Origin of the sequence: Aureimonas altamirensis (assembly GCF_001463885.1) — a bacterium.
GTDB lineage: Bacteria > Pseudomonadota > Alphaproteobacteria > Rhizobiales > Rhizobiaceae > Aureimonas > Aureimonas altamirensis.
In genome coordinates, this window is record NZ_BBWQ01000001.1 from 35,204 (window position 1) to 51,864 (window position 16,661).

The following is a 16,661-nucleotide window of genomic DNA, read 5'->3' on the forward strand; positions in this document are numbered from 1 at the left end:
TGCGATCAATAATGCGGCGGCCGGGTGATCTCCGGCCGCGGCGTCGCAACGTCTTCCAGCGCCAGAAACCGCTCGGCCAGCTCCTTCAACGCCTTTTCATGCCGTTCGATCTGCGTGAAGGCGCGTGCCAGCTCTCCCGACAGTTCCTCCACCATGCGGGCCTGATGGGCGAGAGCCATTTCCAGTTCGGCAATCCTGTCCGTCATCGAACATATGTCTCCAGAAGTGTGCGAAGCTCCGGGCTCAGCGGAGCCGGTCGGCGCGCCTGCGGGTCTATGTGCACGTGCACGAAGAGCCCCTCCGCCACGGCTTCCTCGCCATTCTGCCTGAATACGCCAAGCTCGTAGCGCACCGACGAGGTTCCAAGCTTGCCGATGCGGATGCCGAGCGTGAGGATGTCCGGATAGGCCGCCTCGGCGAGATAGCGGCATCCCGTTTCCACCACGAAGAACATGGGGAAGGGGCCATCCACGCGCGGCGCGATTTCCATGAGGAAGCGCGTAACCGCGGTGTCGAAATAGGAATAGTAGACGGCGTTGTTGAGATGGCCGTAGCTGTCATTGTCCGACCAGCGGGTGGGCACCTCTATGAAATGGGCATAGTCGTTCCGGCGCGAGCGGCCGGGCACCTGTGACTGCGACATCGTGAACTCCCTGTTCGCATGCCTGTATAGAGCAAGCCGCAACGATGCTGTAAGTCTTCGTGGCGACGGCGCCCCGGCGCCCCAACAGCGAAAGGATGGCATGAGCGCGGATCTCTTCGGCCTGGCCCGGTCTGCAATGCGCAAGGCGCATGCACCCTATTCGCGCTTTCCCGTGGGTGCTGCGCTGCGCACGACGGACGGCCGTATCTTTGCCGGCTGCAATGTCGAGGTGGTCAGCTTTCCCGAAGGCTGGTGCGCCGAAACCAGCGCCATCGCGCATATGGTGATGGATGGCGGCGGCCGGATCGACGAGATCGCCATCGTGGCCGAGCGGCTGCGGGCCTGCACGCCTTGCGGCGGTTGCCGGCAGCGGATCGCCGAATTCGGCGCGCCGGATACGCGCGTCTATCTTTGCGATCCGGTGGAGGGTGTCGTCGAGACACTCCTTATGGAAGACCTGTTTCCGCGCGGCTTTTCGGCGGACGCCCTATGACGCTCCGCGCCCGCCTTGCCAACCGTCCGCGCATCGCGCTGATTCTCGGCTCCGGATTGGCTCCGCTGGAAAGCCTGGTCACGGTGGAAAGCAGGATCGCCTATGCCGATCTGGACGGATTTCCCGCTGCCGGCGTTTCGGGCCATGCGGGCGAAGTCATTTCGGGCACGCTGGCCGGCGTACCGGTGTGCCTTTTGTCCGGCCGGGCGCATTTCTATGAAACCGGCAATGCAGCCGCCATGCGCCCCGCGCTGGAAGCCCTGCGCGACGCCGGGATCGACACGGTGATCCAGACCAACGCCGCCGGCGCAGTGAACCCGGCGATGGAGCCGGGCGACGTCATGCTGATCGAGGATCATATCAACCTTGCAGGCGCCAACCCCCTGACGGGGACCTTAAGCGACCGCCGCTTCGTGGACATGACGAACGCCTACGACCCGGCCCTCGGCGCGCGGCTGCTGGATGCGGCCGAGGCCCTTGGCATCGCCCTCCATGCCGGTGTCTATGCGTGGTTTGCGGGCCCCTCCTTCGAAACCCCGGCCGAAATCCGCATGGCGCGGCGCCTGGGGGCCGATGCCGTCGGCATGTCGACCGTGCCGGAAACCATCCTGTGCCGCTATCTGGGCCTGAAGGTCGTTGCTGCCTCGGTGATCACCAATCTTGGCGCCGGGCTGGGCGATACGCCGCTATCCCACGCCCAAACGCAGCAGGCCGCCCCGATCGGTGGGGCGAAACTGGCCGCGATCCTGCAAAAAGCCGTGCCGGAGATGTGACCCCATGCAAGATCAGGATCTCGCCCGCCGGCTCGTGGGGTGCCTCGACCTGACGGATCTGAACGACAACTGCACGCAGGACGATATCGCCGCCCTCATTGCCCGCGCGCAGATGCAGGTGGGGCCGGTTGCGGCGATCTGCATATGGCCGCGCTTCGTGGCTTATGCACGCAGGCTTGCCGGGGACGGTATCCGCATCGCCACCGTGGTGAACTTTCCGTCCGGGACGGCGGATGTCGATGCTTCGGTGGAAGAGGCGGCGCAGGCCATTGCCGACGGCGCCGACGAAATCGACTATGTGCTGAGCCGGGCAGGGACCGTGGCGGAGGTGTCCGCCATGCGCGATGCCTGCCAGGGCCGGACCCTGAAGATCATACTGGAAACCGGCGAGCGCGAGGGCGCAGCCGCCATTGCCCGTGTGGCAGAGGTGGCGCTTGAAGGCGGCGCGGATTTCATCAAGACATCCACCGGCAAGACGCCGACGGGCGCGACACCCGAGGCGGTGGCCGTGATGCTGGATGTACTGCGCCGGTCCGGCCGTGCGGCCGGCATCAAGCCATCCGGCGGCATCCGCGGCTTTGCGAATGCGCGGCGCTATTTCGATATGGCGGAGGCCGCGATGGGCACGGGCTGGGTCGAGCCCGGAACGTTCCGCCTGGGTGCGTCGAGCCTGCTGACTGATCTTCTGGCGGTGGCCGAGGGAAAGCCCGCTGCCGAAGGCCGGGAGGGGTATTGATGGCGGAACTGCCGCAGGAAACCATCCGCCGCAAGCGCGATGGCGGCGTGCTGTGCGCCGACGATATCCGGAATTTCATCGCAGGTTTTGCCGATGAAAGGGTGACGGAAGGGCAGGCCGCCGCATTCGCCATGGCGGTCTTCTTCAACGGGCTCGACCGCGACGAGACCGTGGCCCTGACGACGAGCATGCGCGATTCCGGCGACGTACTCGACTGGAGCGGCATCGACAGGCCCATCGTCGACAAGCATTCGACGGGCGGCGTCGGCGACAATGTCTCGCTGATGCTTGCGCCCATCGTGGCGGCCTGCGGGGCGGCCGTGCCGATGATCTCCGGGCGGGGACTCGGGCATACCGGCGGCACGCTGGACAAGATGGAGGCGATACCCGGCTACGATGTCGCGCCGGACAATTCGACGTTCCGCCGCGTCGTGGCCGAACATGGCTGCGCCATCATCGGCCAGACCGGGCGCCTGGCCCCGGCCGACAAACGGCTCTACGCCATCCGCGATGTGACGGCGACGGTGGAATCGGTGCCGCTGATCACCGCCTCGATCCTGTCGAAAAAGCTTGCGGCCGGCCTGCAGGGACTTGTTCTCGACGTCAAATGCGGCTCGGGCGCATTCATGACGGCAAGCGACGATGCCGAATTGCTGGCGCGAAGCCTGGTGGACGTCGCCAACGGCGCTGGCATGCCGACGCGCGCCTTACTGACGGGCATGGACGAGCCCCTGGCGCGCGATGCCGGCAATGCGGTCGAGGTGCGCAATGCGGTGCATTTCCTGACGGGCACGCGGCGCGATGCCCGGCTGGAAGCGGTCACGCTGGCGCTGGCCGGCGAGATGCTGGACCTGGCCGGATTGGCCGAAGGCCCGGTGGATGGCGCGGCCATGGCCCGCAAGGCGCTGGATGGCGGCATGGCGGCCGAGCGTTTTGCCCGGATGGTCGCCGCATTGGGCGGGCCCGTCGATTTCATCGAGCGCATGGACAGCCATCTTCCGTCCGCGCCGGTGCGGCTGGCGGTGACGGCGGATCGGCCCGGAGCGGTGGCCGCCATCGACACGCGGGCGGTGGGCCTTGCCGTGGTGGCGCTGGGTGGCGGGCGCACGCGCCCGCAGGATGCCGTCGACCATGCCGTGGGCCTGACGGAGCTGGCCGGCCTTGGCGACAGGCTGGAGCGCGGACAGCCGCTTGCCGTGGTGCATGCGCGCAGCGAGGCCGATGCGGCCGAGGCCGCAACGCGGCTGAGGGCCGCTTATCGTCTGGGCGAAGAAGGCGCGGCAAGCGCGCCGGTGCTGGCGCGCATGATCTGACGGCGGCTATTTGGTGCCGTACATCCGGTCGCCGGCATCGCCGAGGCCGGGCATGATGTAGCCCTTTTCGTTCAGGCCGTCGTCGATGGAGGCGGTAAACACGCTGACATCGGGATGCGCGGCGCGGAAGCGCTCGATACCTTCGGGGGCCGCCAGAAGGCACAGGAAGCGGATGTTGCGGGCCCCGCGCTCTTTCAGCTTGTCGATGGCCATGATGGCGGAGTTGGCCGTGGCCAGCATCGGGTCCACCACGATCACGAGCCGGCTGCCGAGGTCTTCCGGCGCCTTGAAGTAGTATTCCACCGCTTCCAGCGTATCGTGGTCCCGATAGAGGCCCACATGCGCCACGCGCGCCGCCGGCACCAGATCGAGCATGCCTTCCAGAAGGCCGTTTCCGGCACGCAGGATGGAGGCGAAGACAAGCTTCTTGCCTTCCAGGATGGGCGATTCCATCTCCATCATGGGCGTCTGGATGCGCGTCGTCGTCAGATCGAGATTGCGCGTCACCTCGTAGCAGAGCAGCGTGGAAATCTCCCGCAGCAGGCGGCGGAAGCTGGCCGTCGAGGTTTCCTTCTTTCGCATCAACGTCAGCTTGTGCTGGACGAGCGGATGGTCGACTACGGTGACGCCTGTCATGAAACCTCGCGCGGGTGGTTCGGTCTGTCTGTCCTGATCATTACCACGCTCTAAAGCCTGGCGGCCTCCACGCCAAGCCGACGCTTGCGCGGTTTCACAGGAAGCTGTGTCCGTGGCGTCCCGGCGCAAGGCCAAGATGCGCGGCGACGCTTTCGCCGATATCGGCGAAACTGTCGCGATGGCCGATGGCGCCGGGCTGGATGCCGGGGCCGAACATCAGGATCGGCACGTTCTCGCGCGTATGGTCGGTGCCGGCAAATGTCGGGTCGCAGCCGTGATCCGCCGTGATGACGGCAAGATCGCCGGGGCGCAGCCGTGCGAAGAGCTCGGGCAGGCGGGCATCGAACGCCTCCAGCGCGGCGGCATAGCCCACCACATCGCGCCGATGCCCGAAAAGGGAGTCGAATTCCACGAAATTGGCAAAGATCAGGTCGCCGTCCCGGGCATCGTCCATCGCCCCCAGCATCGCATCGAACAGCGCCATGTTGCCCGCCCCTTTTCGCGTTTCGCTTATGCCGCGATGGGCGAAGATATCGCCGATCTTGCCGATGCCGATGACCTTTCCGCCTGCCGCCACGACCCTGTCGGCCAAGGTGGGTTCCGGCGGTGGAACGGAGTAATCGCGGCGGTTTGCCGTGCGGGTGAAGCCGCCGGACGGCGTATCTGTGAACGGCCGTGCGATGACGCGCCCGATGCGGAGCGCGTCGACCTGCCGGCGCGCGATGGTGCACAGGCCATAGAGCCGCTCCAGCCCGAAATGCGCCTCATGCGCCGCGATCTGCAGAACGCTGTCGGCGGATGTGTAGACGATCGGCTTGCCGCTGGCGACGCTGTCGGCCCCGAGCTCGGCGACGATTTCTGTTCCGGAGGCGTGCCTGTTACCGAGAAAGCCGGGAAGGCCGGCCTCCTGCACGAGGGCGGCCGTCAGCGCGGCCGGCAGCGCCGGAACGCTGCGCGGAAAGTAGCCCCAGTCGAACGATACGGGCACGCCGGCGATTTCCCAGTGGCCGGAGGGCGTATCCTTGCCGCGTGAAACCTCTGATGCCGACCCGTAGCGACCCCGCAGCGATGCCGGCGCGCCGCGGCCTGCGGCGGCATCCAGCCCGAGCGCGCAGAGGTTGGGCAGCCGCAGGGGGCCTTGTCGAAGGCCTGGCCTGTCGGCCTCGCCATGGGCGGCGGCCTGCGCGATATGTCCGTAGGTGTCCGCGCCGAGATCGCCATAGGCGCCGGCATCCGGCGCCTGGCCGATGCCGAACGAATCCATGACGAGAAGAAGCGCGCGCCCCATGCGGGTAAACTCCGTAAGCTCTTTTCGGCCCTTCATAGCGAGATGGGGCCGCCGCGTTAATGCACCCTTTATCGGTTGGGCGGCAGGATGGCGCCCGGCGGCTTTTACCGCCCGTATCGTATCGCGTAGCACGGGGACGCTCTGCCGCACATGCACTCCACCGGCACATCGGGAGAGGCGCACACCGCCGCGAGAGGCGGGGTCGTGCCCAGGCTTCCGCCATTGCTGCTCCACGCCTTCTGCGCGGATGAGCGGGTGGCCGCGTGCCTGCGCCGTGCGGCGGAGGCGCCGGTGCTGTCGCAGTTGACGGTGCGCGTGCGCATGGGCGGCATCGAGGCCGCCGAACACTTCTATGCCGGGCGTCCCACGCCGCATCTTATGGTCCTGCAGTCGGACGACGCGCCGGAGGACCTGCTCCACAGGCTGGACCATCTGGCCGAAGTCTGCGACCCCGAGACGCGGGTGCTGGTGATCGGCAACGCCTCCAACGTCGACCTCTACCGCGAGCTGATGCGCCGGGGCATATCGGGTTACCTGTCGCAGCCGGTGGATGTTGCCGACATCGTCGGTGCGCTGGCCCGCATAGAACCGGCAGAGCCGGCGGCCGGCCATCCGCGCAGCATCGCCTTCATCGGTGCGCGGGGCGGGGCGGGCTCCTCGATGCTGGCACAGAATCTTGCCTTCCTGTCGGCACGCCTGTTCAAGGACAAGGTCGTGCTGGCCGATCTGGACCCGGCTTTCGGCACCGCGGCGCTGAACTTCGACCTGTCGCCGCAGGACGCCGGGTTGATCGCCTGCAGCGAGCGCCTGTCGCTGCTTGCGCTGCCGCATGACTGGCGCGCCGATCCATCCGGGCGGGCGCTTTCGCAGTCTCTGGATGCGGCGCGCCGTGCTGCCGGCATCGTGATGATGGACGTGCCGCATGGCTGGAACGCCACCATACGCAGCCACCTGAAGTCCGCCGATGCCGTGGTGGTGACGACGACGCCGGATCTTGCCGGCCTGCGCAACGTGGCGGGGCTTGTCGACGCGCTGGAAACGCTGGAGCCGGCATTGCCGCGCCCCTGGCTGGTGATCAACCAGGTCGGGGCGGCCAAGGCGCACGAAATCCCCATAGCCGATTTCGCCGAGCCGGGGCGGCTGAACCTTCTGGCGGCGCTTCCCTACGCGCCGTCGCTGTTTGCGGGCGCATCCGCCCGTGGAAGGATGCTGGCGGAGGCCGCGCCGGACCACCCCTTGACGCGAAGCCTTGCGCGGATGACCCATGTGATCACGGGCCGGGTGCCCGCACCGAACTGACACGTCTGGAAGCCATCATGTCCGATCAGAATGCGATTCGCTCTGTCCACGCCGTTCATGCCGAAGACAAGGACGGGCTGCCCGAGCCCGCTCGCGGCTGGGCGCGCGCTACGCAATTTGCGGCCAAGCCCGGCGAAGTGCTGCTGGTACCGGGGGCGGATGGCGGCCTGGCGGCCGCCGTGCTGGGCCTCGGGGCACGCAAGGACGCATCCGCCTCGACATCGCTGCTCACCGGCGCGCTGGCGACGGCCCTGCCGGCGGGGCGCTGGCGGCTGGACTGCGAGCTGGACCCCGATCTTGCTGCGCTGGGCTTCCGGCTGGGTGGATATCGCTTCGATCGCTACCGCCGGAATGGTCAGGCGGCGGCTGACGGCCCGCAACTCGACGTGGTGGGATCGGGAGGCCATGAAATCCGGCTCTACGAGGGTATCGCGCTGGTGCGCGACCTTATCAACACGCCGGCCAACGACATGGGCCCCGACGCCATCGAACGCGCCACCCGCGATCTTGCCGCCGAGTTCGGCGCTGCCGTGGAGGTGACGACCGGCGATGCGTTGCTGGCGGCGAACCTGCCCATGATCCACGCCGTGGGGCGGGCCAGCCAGCGGGCGCCGAGGCTGATCGACATGCGCTTCGGCCGGCACGATGCGCCGCGCATCACGCTGGTGGGCAAGGGCGTGGCTTTCGATACGGGCGGGCTCGACATCAAGCCGGCATCCGGCATGCTGCTGATGAAGAAGGATATGGGCGGGGCGGCCAATGTGCTGGGCCTGGCGCGCATGCTGATGGCCGGGCGCGCCGACATCGCCCTGCGCGTCCTGATCCCGGCCGTGGAAAATTCCATCTCCGGAGATGCCTTCCGGCCGGGCGACGTGCTTGCCAGCCGCAAGGGCCGCACCGTGGAAATCGGCAATACCGATGCGGAAGGGCGTCTGGTGCTGGCCGATGCGCTGACCCTGGCCGACGAGGAGACCCCGGAACTGCTGGTCGACATGGCCACGCTGACGGGCGCGGCGCGGGTAGCGCTCGGGCCGGATCTGCCTCCCTTCTATACCGACGACGAGGAGCTGGCCGCCGAGCTGGCCCGCGCCGCGGCCGTGCTTGCCGATCCGATGTGGCGCATGCCGCTGTGGACACCCTATGCCGCCAATTTGTCGTCGCGGGTGGCCGACATCAACAACGTCACCAGCGATGGGTTTGCCGGTTCCGTGACGGCGGCGCTGTTTCTGCAGGGCTTCGTCGAGCGGGCACGGTCCTGGGTGCATTTCGACGTGTTCGGCTGGCGGCCGAAGGCCGTTGCATGGGGCGGCGTCGGCGGCGAGGCGCAGTGCATCCGCGCCTTGTCGTCCATCATCCTGGACCGGTACGGGCAATGACCATCGACCGGCGCCGCAACGCCGTGCGCCCCGATTTGGCCGATGCGCGCCTGAAAGGGCAGGTCGAGGCGGAGCGGTTCGTCGACGGCCGCCCGGCCCGCGTCGCCGCGCCGCTGGCGTCGCTGCGGCGGCGTCCGGCATCGGATGCGCCCCTGGAAACGGAGGCCCTTTGCGGCGAGGCGCTGACGGTCTTCGAGGACGCGGGCGAAGGCTGGATGTGGGTGCAACTGGCGTCGGACGGCTATGTCGGATGGATGCCGTCGGAAGCCGTCGCCTTCGACGCCGCCGCGCCGACGCATATCGTCCGCGTGCCGCGCACACTGGTGTTTCCGGGGCCCGACATCAAGCGGCCGCCGCTCGGCGGCCTGACGATGGGCGCAGGCATCGTCGCCACGGGCACGGCAGAGGACGTCAACGCGACCTATGTGCTCGTGCAGCCCTTCGGCGCCATCGTCTCCCGTCATTGCCGGCCGGTGGCCGCCGCCGCTGACGAGGACTTCACCGGCATCGCCGAGGGCTTGATGAACGTGCCCTATCTGTGGGGCGGCAAGTCTGCCCTCGGCATCGACTGCTCGGGCCTCGTGCAACTGGCGGCGGGCATGGCCGGTCTTGCGCTTCCGCGCGACACCGACATGCAGGAGGTGGAAGCCGGAGCGCCGCTTGCCTCAGGAGAGGCGTTGCGGCGCGGCGACCTGATCTTCTGGAAAGGGCATGTCGGCATCATGCGGGACGCAAAAACGCTGCTGCACGCCAACGCCCATCACATGATGGTGGCATCGGAGCCTTTGGCGGAGGCCGAGGCGCGGGCCGCGGCGAAGGGATCGCCCGTCACCTCACGCCGCCGCCTCGCCATTGGTTGAAGCGCGCTCGCGCACCAGGGCGGCAACCACCTCGGCGGGGCCGACGCGGCCGACGACATGGCCCTTGTCGGACACCAGAACCTCGCCGCCGCGCCTGTGCAGCGTTTCCATGACGCGGCGCAGAGGCGTTTCGCGGCTGACTGCCGAGGCAAGGGGCGTCTCCAGCGAGGCCCCCATCATCGACACCATGGCGTCTTCCGCCGTCAGAACGTTCATCGGGTTCACATGGGCGACGAAGTCGGCCACGTAGGCGCCGGCCGGATTGCGGACGATCTCGCTTGCGGTGCCGACCTGCACGATGTGTCCGCCTTCCATGATGGCGATGCGGTTGCCCAGCTTGAACGCCTCGTCCAGATCGTGGCTGACGAAGATGATCGTCTTCTTGAAGCGTGCCTGGCTTTCGAGGAGCTCGTCCTGCAGCTTGGCGCGGATGAGCGGGTCGAGCGCCGAAAAAGGCTCGTCCATCAACAGGACCGGCGCGTCGGTGGCAAAGGCCCGGGCCAGTCCGACGCGCTGCTGCATGCCGCCCGACAATTCGCCGACGCGGCTGTGCGCCCAATCCTGCAGGCCGACGATCTCCAGCTTCTCCATTGCGTGGCGGCGGCGCTCGGCCTTGGAGACGCCGGCGAACTGCAACCCCAGCGCGACGTTGTCCACCACGCTGCGCCATGGCAGCAGCGCGAACTGCTGGAACACCATCGCCACTTCGTGGCGACGCAATTCGCGTAGCCTGCGCGAGCCTGCCGACTGGATGTCGACGGCGCCCTTGCCGGTATCCACCACAACCCGCCCGCGCGAGACGGGCGCAAGGCCGTTGACGGCGCGGATCAGCGTCGACTTGCCCGATCCGGACAGGCCCATCAGCACGGCGATCTCGCCCTCATGGATATCCAGCGTGGCGTTGGCGACGCCGAGCGTCGCACCGGTCGCCTCGCGGATCTCGGCGCGGGACTTGTTCTGGTCCATCATTTCGAGGGCGCGTTTTTCGCCGTCGCCGAAGACGATGCACACGTTCTGGAACGAGACGATGGGCTTCATCGGCTGCCTCCTTCGTCGATGCGGAAGAACCGGTCGAGGATGATGGCCAGGATGACGATGGCCAATCCTGCCTCCAGCCCGCGTGCGATATCCACCGTGTTGAGCGCGCGCAGCACCGGCACGCCGAGGCCCGGTGCGCCAACCAGCGCGGCGATGACCACCATGGACAGGGACAGCATGATCGTCTGCGTCAGCCCGGCCATGATCTGCGGAAGCGCGTTGGGAATCTCGATGCTGAACAGGCGCTGCAGGCCCGTGGCGCCGAAGGCGTCGCCGGCTTCGCGCAGTTGCGCCGGGGTCGATACGATGCCCAGCCGCGTCAGGCGGATGGAGGCGGGCAGGGCGAAGATGACGGTGGCGACCAGGCCCGGCACCGTGCCGAGGCCGAACAGGATCAGCGCCGGAATGAGGTAGACGAAGGTCGGAATGGTCTGCATCAGATCCAGCACCGGCCGCATGACATTGTAGATCCACTGCCGCCGCGCCGCCAGGATGCCCAGCGGCACGCCGATGGCCATGCAGACGGCCGTGGCGGACAGAACCAGCGCCAATGTCTGTGTCGTCTCGCGCCAATAGCCGAGATTGATGATGAGCAGCAGGCCAAGCGCGGTCAGGACAGGCGCGACGATGGTGCGCCGCATGACGAAGGCGAACAGCGCGAAGGCGGCGACGACGGCGATGGGCGGCGGCGTCTCGAGTGCGTAGGTGATCCAGCCGATGATCGCCGAAAGGCCGGCGCTGAGCGCGTCGAAGAAGGGCAGGAAGTTTCCGATGAGCCAATCGAACCCGTCTTCGCCGTAGCGGCCGATGGGGATCTTGTGACTGGTGATCCATTCCACGGGGTCTTTGACCTCTCTGTTGCATTCTGGAATGTGACGAACCTACGGCAGACAGGTTTTTTGTCCAGCGGTTGGCGCGGCGGCGCCCGGCCATTATGGTGCGCCGCAAAGCGACAGGGCCCGACCTTCAAGGGGATTCGACGTGACCGCATTTCCATCCGATATCGACATATCGCGGGCGGCTTCCAAGCTGCCGATCGCCGAGGTGGCGGCGCGCCTGGACATACCTGACGAGGCGCTGGTGCCCTACGGACGCGACAAGGCCAAGGTCGAGCGCGCGTTTCTGGACGGCCTGTCGGGCCGCCCCGACGGCAAGCTGATACTGGTGACGGCGATCAACCCCACCCCGGCCGGAGAGGGCAAGACCACGACGACGGTCGGCCTTGGCGACGGGCTCAATGCCATCGGCCGCAGAGCCGCCATCTGCCTGCGCGAACCATCGCTCGGGCCCTGCTTCGGCCAGAAGGGCGGCGCGGCGGGCGGTGGACGTGCGCAGGTGGTGCCGATGGAAGACATCAACCTGCATTTCACCGGCGATTTCCACGCCATCACCTCGGCGCACAATCTTCTGGCGGCCATGGTGGACAATCACATCCACTGGGGCAATGCGCTGGGGCTCGATCCGCGCCGGGTCGTCTGGCGGCGCGTGGTGGACATGAACGACCGTGCGCTGCGCGACATCGTCGTATCGCTCGGGGGGCCGTCCAACGGCATGCCGCGCGAAACCGGCTTCGACATCACCGTCGCATCGGAAGTCATGGCCATCGTGTGCCTGGCGTCCGACATCGCGGACCTGGAGGCGCGGCTGGGCCGCATCGTGGTGGGCTACCGCCAGGACCGGAGCGCCGTCACGGCCGCCGACCTGAAGGCGACGGGGGCGATGGCCGCGCTGCTGCGCGATGCGATGCTGCCCAACCTCGTGCAGACGCTGGAAAACAACCCGGCCTTCGTGCATGGCGGCCCCTTTGCCAATATCGCCCATGGCTGCAACTCGGTGGTGGCCACGAAGGCGGCGCTGAAGCTGGCCGACTATGTCGTCACCGAGGCCGGCTTCGGCGCCGATCTCGGCGCCGAGAAGTTCTTCGATATCAAGTGCCGCATGGCGGGCCTGCGCCCCGACGCGACGGTGATCGTGGCGACGGTGCGCGCCCTCAAGATGAATGGCGGCGTCGCCCGGTCGGCACTGGCGAGCGAGAATGTCGAGGCGCTACGCAAGGGCGCCGCCAATCTGGGCCGGCACATCGAGAATGTGCGCGGCTTCGGCGTGCCCGTCATCGTGGCGATCAACCATTTCGCAACGGACACCGCGGCCGAGCTCGATGCCCTCAAGGCCTATGTGGCGCGGATGGGGGTGGAGGCCGTCGTCTGCCGGCATTGGGCCGAAGGGTCTTCCGGCATACTGGAACTGGCGCAAAAGGTGGCGGCGCTGGCCGATGGCGGCACGGCCGATTTCGCGCCCATCTATGCCGACGACCTCAGCCTCATCGGCAAGGTCGAGACCGTCGTGCGCCGTATCTATCGCGGCAAGGCGGTGACGGCCGAGCCGCAGGTGATGAAGGAGCTGGAGCGGTTCGAAGCGGCGGGCTTCGGCCATCTGCCGGTCTGCCTTGCCAAGACGCCTTACTCCTTCTCGACCGACCCCGCGCTGATCGGCGCACCGGAGGGGCATATCGTGCATATCCGCGATGTGCGGCTGTCGGCCGGCGCAGGCTTCGTCGTCGTCATCTGCGGCGATATCCTGACCATGCCGGGGCTGCCGCGCACCCCGGCGGCCGAACATATCTCGCTGGGTCTGGACGGCCTTATCGAAGGCCTCTCCTGAAGACCTGGAGTTGCAAAGCAAAGGCAAGTTCGGGCCGGCATCGTTTTTCGTTTGCGCACCGGCCCGGCAGGCGCTAACGCTTTGCCCATGAATATGATGTGCACGAACGACAGGCTTTGGTGGCAGGCTCGCTAACGGCGGCCGACGACCATTCGTGTGTTCGATCAGATGGGCCGCCACGGGAAACCGGCGGCCTTTTTCGTTTGTGCCGCCGCCGAGGCTTATTGCGAAGGGAAGGCGAGAATGAGCCTGGATAGTCAGTCCGACGGTACGGAAAGCTACGTGACGGAAGGCGGCGTCACCATTACCCGCCGGCGCCGGCCGATCGAGTATGCCGGCGCGATCGACCCGGTGATCGACCGGCTGGATACGCGGCGCGGGGCGGTCTTCTCGTCCAACTACGAGTATCCCGGCCGCTATACGCGCTGGGATACGGCGATCGTGGACCCGCCGGTCGTCATCACGGCCAGCGGCCGCCAGATGCGGATCGAGGCGCTGAACCCGCGCGGCGAGGTGCTGGTAAGCCTGATCCACCAGGCAATCGACGGCAATGCCGATATCGCCGCCATGACGCGCGAGGGCGGCCGTATAGATCTGACGGTCAAGGAGCCCGACCGCGCCTTCACCGAGGAAGAGCGCTCGCGCATGCCGACCGTCTTTTCGGTGCTGCGGCTGATCGTGCAGCTTTTCAAGTCGCACGAAAACGGCGACCTCGGCCTCTACGGCGCCTTCGGCTACGATCTTGCTTTCCAGTTCGACCCCGTGACGCAGCATCTGGCCCGGCCGGACGACCAGCGCGACCTTGTCCTGTTCCTGCCGGACGAGGTCCACACGGCCGACCACTATTCCGCGACGGCCTATATCGACAGTTTCGAGTTCTCCAGGGACGGCCTGACCACGGAAGGCTTGCCCGGCGGCGGCCCCGAGGCGCCCTACCGCGCGGCGGATGCAGCGCCCGCGCGCGGCGACCACGAGCCCGGCGAGTATGCGCGGCTGGTGCGCCGCGCCAAGGAAAAGTTCATGCGCGGCGACCTCTTCGAGGTCGTGCCGGGGCAGACCTTCTACGAAGAGTGCAAGACGGCGCCGTCCGCCGTGTCGCGCCGGCTGAAGTCGATCAACCCGTCGCCCTATTCGTTCTTCATCAATCTCGGCGACAACGAGTTTCTGATCGGCGCAAGCCCGGAAATGTTCGTGCGCGTCAGCGGCCGCCGGGTGGAAACCTGCCCGATCTCCGGCACGATCCGCCGCGGCGAGGATGCGATCTCCGATTCCGAGCAGATCCTCAAGCTCTTGAACTCGCGCAAGGACGAGTCGGAACTCACCATGTGTTCCGATGTCGACCGCAACGACAAGAGCCGCGTCTGCGAGCCGGGCTCGGTGCGCGTTATCGGGCGCCGTCAGATCGAGATGTATTCGCGGCTGATCCATACGGTGGACCACATCGAAGGGCGCCTGCGCGACGGCATGGACGCGATGGACGCGTTCCTGTCGCATGCCTGGGCCGTGACCGTGACGGGCGCGCCCAAGCTGTGGGCCATGCGCTTCATCGAAAGCCACGAGAAGAGCCCGCGCGCCTGGTATGGCGGCGCGGTGGGCATGATGCACTTCAACGGCGACATGAACACCGGGCTGACGCTGCGCACCATCCGCCTGCGCAACGGCATCGCCGAGGTGCGCGCCGGAGCCACGCTTCTCTACGATTCCAACCCGGAAGAAGAAGAGGCCGAGACCGAGTTGAAGGCATCCGCCTTCCTGGCAGCGATCCGCGAGGCGGGGACCGACGCGGTCCACCCCGAAAAGGCTGCACGCGTACCGGTGGGGAAGGGCGTGCGCGTCCTTCTGGTGGACCACGAGGACAGCTTCGTGCACACGCTGGCAAACTACATCAGGCAGACCGGCGCGGAGGTGACGACGGTGCGCACGCCCGTGCCCGCCGAGATCTTCGACCGGGTGCAACCCGACCTCGTGGTGCTTTCGCCCGGGCCGGGCAACCCGGACGATTTCGATTGCCGCGCCACGATCGACGCATCGCGCCGGCGCAGCCTGCCGATCTTCGGCGTATGCCTTGGCCTGCAGGCCCTGGCGGAGGCCTATGGCGGTACGCTGCGCACCCTGCATGTCCCCGTCCATGGCAAGCCCTCGCGTATCCGCGTCAACCGGCCGGGCGTGATCTTCGAAGGGTTGCCGTCGGAAGTGACGGTGGGGCGCTATCACTCGATCTTCGCGGACCCGGTGCGTCTGTCGCGCGATTTCGACGTGACGGCCGAAACGGACGACGGCGTCGTCATGGCGTTCGAGCATCGCAGCGAGCCGGTGGCGGCGGTGCAGTTCCACCCCGAAAGCATCATGAGTCTCGGCGGCGAGGCCGGGATGCGCATGATCGAAAACATCGTCGCCAACCTGCCACGCAAGGCCAGGGTCAAGGCTGCGTAGGCGGGAGGGCGTCGGCGTGGTGCAATTGAGGACCGCCAACCACATCGCCATGGCGACGATCGTCGTCGCCGTGGTGGTGCTGGGGCTGAAATACATCGCCTTCCTGGCGACCGGCTCCGTCGCGCTGTATTCGGATGCGCTGGAATCCGTCGTCAACGTGGTCGCCAGCCTGGCGGCGCTGTGGGCCATCAACGTCTCCGCCCGCCCGGCCGATGCCGACCACCCCTTCGGACACCACAAGGCAGAGTATTTCTCGGCCGTCCTCGAGGGCGTTCTGATTACCGTCGCCGCGCTTCTTATCCTGCGCGAGGCATGGGGCGCCTATCTGGAGCCGCGTACGCTGGACACGCCCTTCAAGGGCATGGCCATCAACGCGGTCGCGACGGCGATCAACGCTTTCTGGGCCCTGTTCCTGCTGCGGCAGGGAAAGGCGCGCCGCTCGCCGGCGCTTCTGGCCGACGGGCGGCACATCATGGCCGACGTGTTCACCTCGGTCGGCGTACTCGCGGGCCTTCTGCTGGCGGTGACGACGGGCTGGCACATCCTCGATCCGCTGATGGCCGCGCTGGTGGCGTTGAACATCCTGCGCGAAGGGGTGAAGGTCGTTACCTCGTCGCTGTCGGGCCTGATGGACCAGGCCATGGACCCGCAGGAACTGGACCTGGTGCGCGATATCATCTCGCAGCAGGCCGACGGCGCCCTGGAGGTGCACGACCTCAAGACGCGCCATGCCGGCCCTGCCTTCTTCATCGAATTCCACATGGTGGTGCCCAGCACGATGACGGTGGGCGCATCCCACGCGATCTGCGACCGGATCGAGGACGCCCTGCAGGAAGGCTTTCCGGCGGCGCGCGTGCTGATCCATGTGGAGCCCGAGGAAGAGGCCAAGCAGACCGGGGTGCCGGTCCTGTGAACCATAACCACAAGGGGCTTGCTTTTGCGCCTGAGGCGAAGCAATTTGCAGCCATGACGATTCACACGGCACACGGAATGGAAAGGTCTGGCGGCAACGCAGGCATTTTCGCGTCTGCCGGTCGTGGCCTTCTTCTTCTCCTTAGCGGCGGTCGTCGGGCCCGTTGAGAGGGACGCCCGGCGGTCGGAGCCGGCGTTCG

The 16,661-nt window shown here is 67.2% G+C and carries 16 protein-coding genes; 10 read left to right on the top strand and 6 right to left on the bottom strand.

What is annotated here, in order from left to right:
* Nucleotides 1-5 precede the first annotated feature (5 nt).
* Nucleotides 6-206, bottom strand: coding sequence for a SlyX family protein (locus tag AUL31_RS00165; RefSeq protein WP_060599806.1), 201 nt, complete (start codon nucleotides 204-206; stop codon nucleotides 6-8).
* Nucleotides 203-643, bottom strand: a complete 441-nt coding sequence (locus AUL31_RS00170) for an acyl-CoA thioesterase (protein WP_060599808.1) — start codon at nucleotides 641-643, stop codon at nucleotides 203-205. Before AUL31_RS00170 ends, AUL31_RS00165 begins: the two co-directional genes overlap by 4 nt.
* Before the next feature lie 100 nt (nucleotides 644-743).
* Between AUL31_RS00170 and AUL31_RS00175 the strand changes: the two genes are divergently transcribed.
* From AUL31_RS00175 to deoA, 4 genes are read left to right on the top strand one after another with little or no spacing between them, the layout of a single operon-like run.
* Nucleotides 744-1,136 carry a cytidine deaminase gene (locus AUL31_RS00175; protein WP_060599810.1) on the top strand — a complete coding sequence of 131 codons (393 nt, stop codon included), beginning with the start codon at nucleotides 744-746 and terminating at the stop codon, nucleotides 1,134-1,136.
* Nucleotides 1,133-1,909, top strand: a complete 777-nt coding sequence (locus AUL31_RS00180; protein WP_060599812.1) for a purine-nucleoside phosphorylase — start codon at nucleotides 1,133-1,135, stop codon at nucleotides 1,907-1,909. The genes AUL31_RS00175 and AUL31_RS00180 overlap by 4 nt, the downstream gene beginning before the upstream one ends.
* A 4-nt stretch (nucleotides 1,910-1,913) precedes the next feature.
* Complete coding sequence (gene deoC / locus AUL31_RS00185) at nucleotides 1,914-2,645, top strand: deoxyribose-phosphate aldolase (protein WP_060599814.1); 732 nt, start codon at nucleotides 1,914-1,916, stop codon at nucleotides 2,643-2,645.
* Nucleotides 2,645-3,958 carry a thymidine phosphorylase gene (gene deoA, locus AUL31_RS00190; RefSeq protein WP_060599816.1) on the top strand — a complete coding sequence of 438 codons (1,314 nt, stop codon included), beginning with the start codon at nucleotides 2,645-2,647 and terminating at the stop codon, nucleotides 3,956-3,958. Before deoC ends, deoA begins: the two co-directional genes overlap by 1 nt.
* Nucleotides 3,959-3,964: 6 nt before the next feature.
* On the opposite strand, the gene upp is transcribed toward deoA, so the two are convergent.
* A complete protein-coding gene (gene upp / locus AUL31_RS00195; RefSeq protein WP_060599818.1) occupies nucleotides 3,965-4,594 on the bottom strand; it encodes a uracil phosphoribosyltransferase in 630 nt (209 codons plus the stop codon).
* A gap of 94 nt (nucleotides 4,595-4,688) precedes the next feature.
* Nucleotides 4,689-5,882, bottom strand: a complete 1,194-nt coding sequence (locus AUL31_RS00200) for a phosphopentomutase (protein WP_060599820.1) — start codon at nucleotides 5,880-5,882, stop codon at nucleotides 4,689-4,691.
* 204 nt (nucleotides 5,883-6,086) lie between these two features.
* Between AUL31_RS00200 and AUL31_RS00205 the strand changes: the two genes are divergently transcribed.
* Genes AUL31_RS00205 through AUL31_RS00215 form a run of 3 tightly spaced genes read left to right on the top strand, consistent with a single transcriptional unit; the run spans nucleotide 6,087 to nucleotide 9,417 of the window.
* Nucleotides 6,087-7,181, top strand: coding sequence for a CtpF protein (locus tag AUL31_RS00205; protein ID WP_143190085.1), 1,095 nt, complete (start codon nucleotides 6,087-6,089; stop codon nucleotides 7,179-7,181).
* 17 nt (nucleotides 7,182-7,198) lie between these two features.
* On the top strand, nucleotides 7,199-8,557 hold the full coding sequence (locus AUL31_RS00210) for a leucyl aminopeptidase family protein (protein WP_060599824.1): 1,359 nt from the start codon (nucleotides 7,199-7,201) through the stop codon (nucleotides 8,555-8,557).
* Nucleotides 8,554-9,417: a C40 family peptidase gene (locus tag AUL31_RS00215; protein WP_060599826.1), complete on the top strand. Its 864-nt coding sequence runs from the start codon at nucleotides 8,554-8,556 to the stop codon at nucleotides 9,415-9,417. The genes AUL31_RS00210 and AUL31_RS00215 overlap by 4 nt, the downstream gene beginning before the upstream one ends.
* Here AUL31_RS00215 and choV read toward each other — a convergent pair.
* Both choV and choW read right to left on the bottom strand, forming a co-directional pair.
* Entirely contained in the window at nucleotides 9,391-10,455 is a 1,065-nt protein-coding gene (choV, locus tag AUL31_RS00220; protein ID WP_060599828.1) for a choline ABC transporter ATP-binding protein, read from the bottom strand. The genes AUL31_RS00215 and choV overlap by 27 nt on opposite strands.
* Nucleotides 10,452-11,294: a choline ABC transporter permease subunit gene (gene choW / locus AUL31_RS00225; RefSeq protein WP_060599830.1), complete on the bottom strand. Its 843-nt coding sequence runs from the start codon at nucleotides 11,292-11,294 to the stop codon at nucleotides 10,452-10,454. The genes choV and choW overlap by 4 nt, the downstream gene beginning before the upstream one ends.
* A 142-nt stretch (nucleotides 11,295-11,436) precedes the next feature.
* Between choW and AUL31_RS00230 the strand changes: the two genes are divergently transcribed.
* The 3 genes from AUL31_RS00230 to AUL31_RS00240 all read left to right on the top strand — a co-directional run bounded on the left by AUL31_RS00230 (nucleotide 11,437) and on the right by AUL31_RS00240 (nucleotide 16,462).
* Nucleotides 11,437-13,116 (top strand): formate--tetrahydrofolate ligase, encoded by a 1,680-nt coding sequence (locus tag AUL31_RS00230; RefSeq protein WP_060599832.1) that lies wholly within the window; start codon nucleotides 11,437-11,439, stop codon nucleotides 13,114-13,116.
* Nucleotides 13,117-13,359: 243 nt separating this feature from the next.
* Nucleotides 13,360-15,549, top strand: coding sequence for an anthranilate synthase (locus AUL31_RS00235; RefSeq protein ID WP_060599834.1), 2,190 nt, complete (start codon nucleotides 13,360-13,362; stop codon nucleotides 15,547-15,549).
* A 49-nt stretch (nucleotides 15,550-15,598) separates the two neighbouring features.
* Nucleotides 15,599-16,462: a cation diffusion facilitator family transporter gene (locus AUL31_RS00240; protein WP_060599836.1), complete on the top strand. Its 864-nt coding sequence runs from the start codon at nucleotides 15,599-15,601 to the stop codon at nucleotides 16,460-16,462.
* The last annotated feature ends 199 nt before the right edge of the window (nucleotides 16,463-16,661 follow it).

Excerpts from the sequence above, each read along its gene's own strand:
- AUL31_RS00180 (WP_060599812.1), top strand. The coding sequence starts at position 1,133 with ATGACGCTCCGCGCCCGCCTTGCCAACCGTCCGCGCATCGCGCTGATT.
- AUL31_RS00165 (WP_060599806.1), bottom strand. The coding sequence starts at position 206 with ATGACGGACAGGATTGCCGAACTGGAAATGGCTCTCGCCCATCAGGCC.
- AUL31_RS00170 (WP_060599808.1), bottom strand. The coding sequence starts at position 643 with ATGTCGCAGTCACAGGTGCCCGGCCGCTCGCGCCGGAACGACTATGCC.
- deoA (WP_060599816.1), top strand. The coding sequence starts at position 2,645 with ATGGCGGAACTGCCGCAGGAAACCATCCGCCGCAAGCGCGATGGCGGC.
- AUL31_RS00215 (WP_060599826.1), top strand. The coding sequence starts at position 8,554 with ATGACCATCGACCGGCGCCGCAACGCCGTGCGCCCCGATTTGGCCGAT.
- AUL31_RS00200 (WP_060599820.1), bottom strand. The coding sequence starts at position 5,882 with ATGGGGCGCGCGCTTCTTCTCGTCATGGATTCGTTCGGCATCGGCCAG.
- choV (WP_060599828.1), bottom strand. The coding sequence starts at position 10,455 with ATGAAGCCCATCGTCTCGTTCCAGAACGTGTGCATCGTCTTCGGCGAC.
- deoC (WP_060599814.1), top strand. The coding sequence starts at position 1,914 with ATGCAAGATCAGGATCTCGCCCGCCGGCTCGTGGGGTGCCTCGACCTG.
- AUL31_RS00175 (WP_060599810.1), top strand. The coding sequence starts at position 744 with ATGAGCGCGGATCTCTTCGGCCTGGCCCGGTCTGCAATGCGCAAGGCG.
- upp (WP_060599818.1), bottom strand. The coding sequence starts at position 4,594 with ATGACAGGCGTCACCGTAGTCGACCATCCGCTCGTCCAGCACAAGCTG.
- AUL31_RS00210 (WP_060599824.1), top strand. The coding sequence starts at position 7,199 with ATGTCCGATCAGAATGCGATTCGCTCTGTCCACGCCGTTCATGCCGAA.
- AUL31_RS00235 (WP_060599834.1), top strand. The coding sequence starts at position 13,360 with ATGAGCCTGGATAGTCAGTCCGACGGTACGGAAAGCTACGTGACGGAA.
- AUL31_RS00240 (WP_060599836.1), top strand. The coding sequence starts at position 15,599 with ATGGCGACGATCGTCGTCGCCGTGGTGGTGCTGGGGCTGAAATACATC.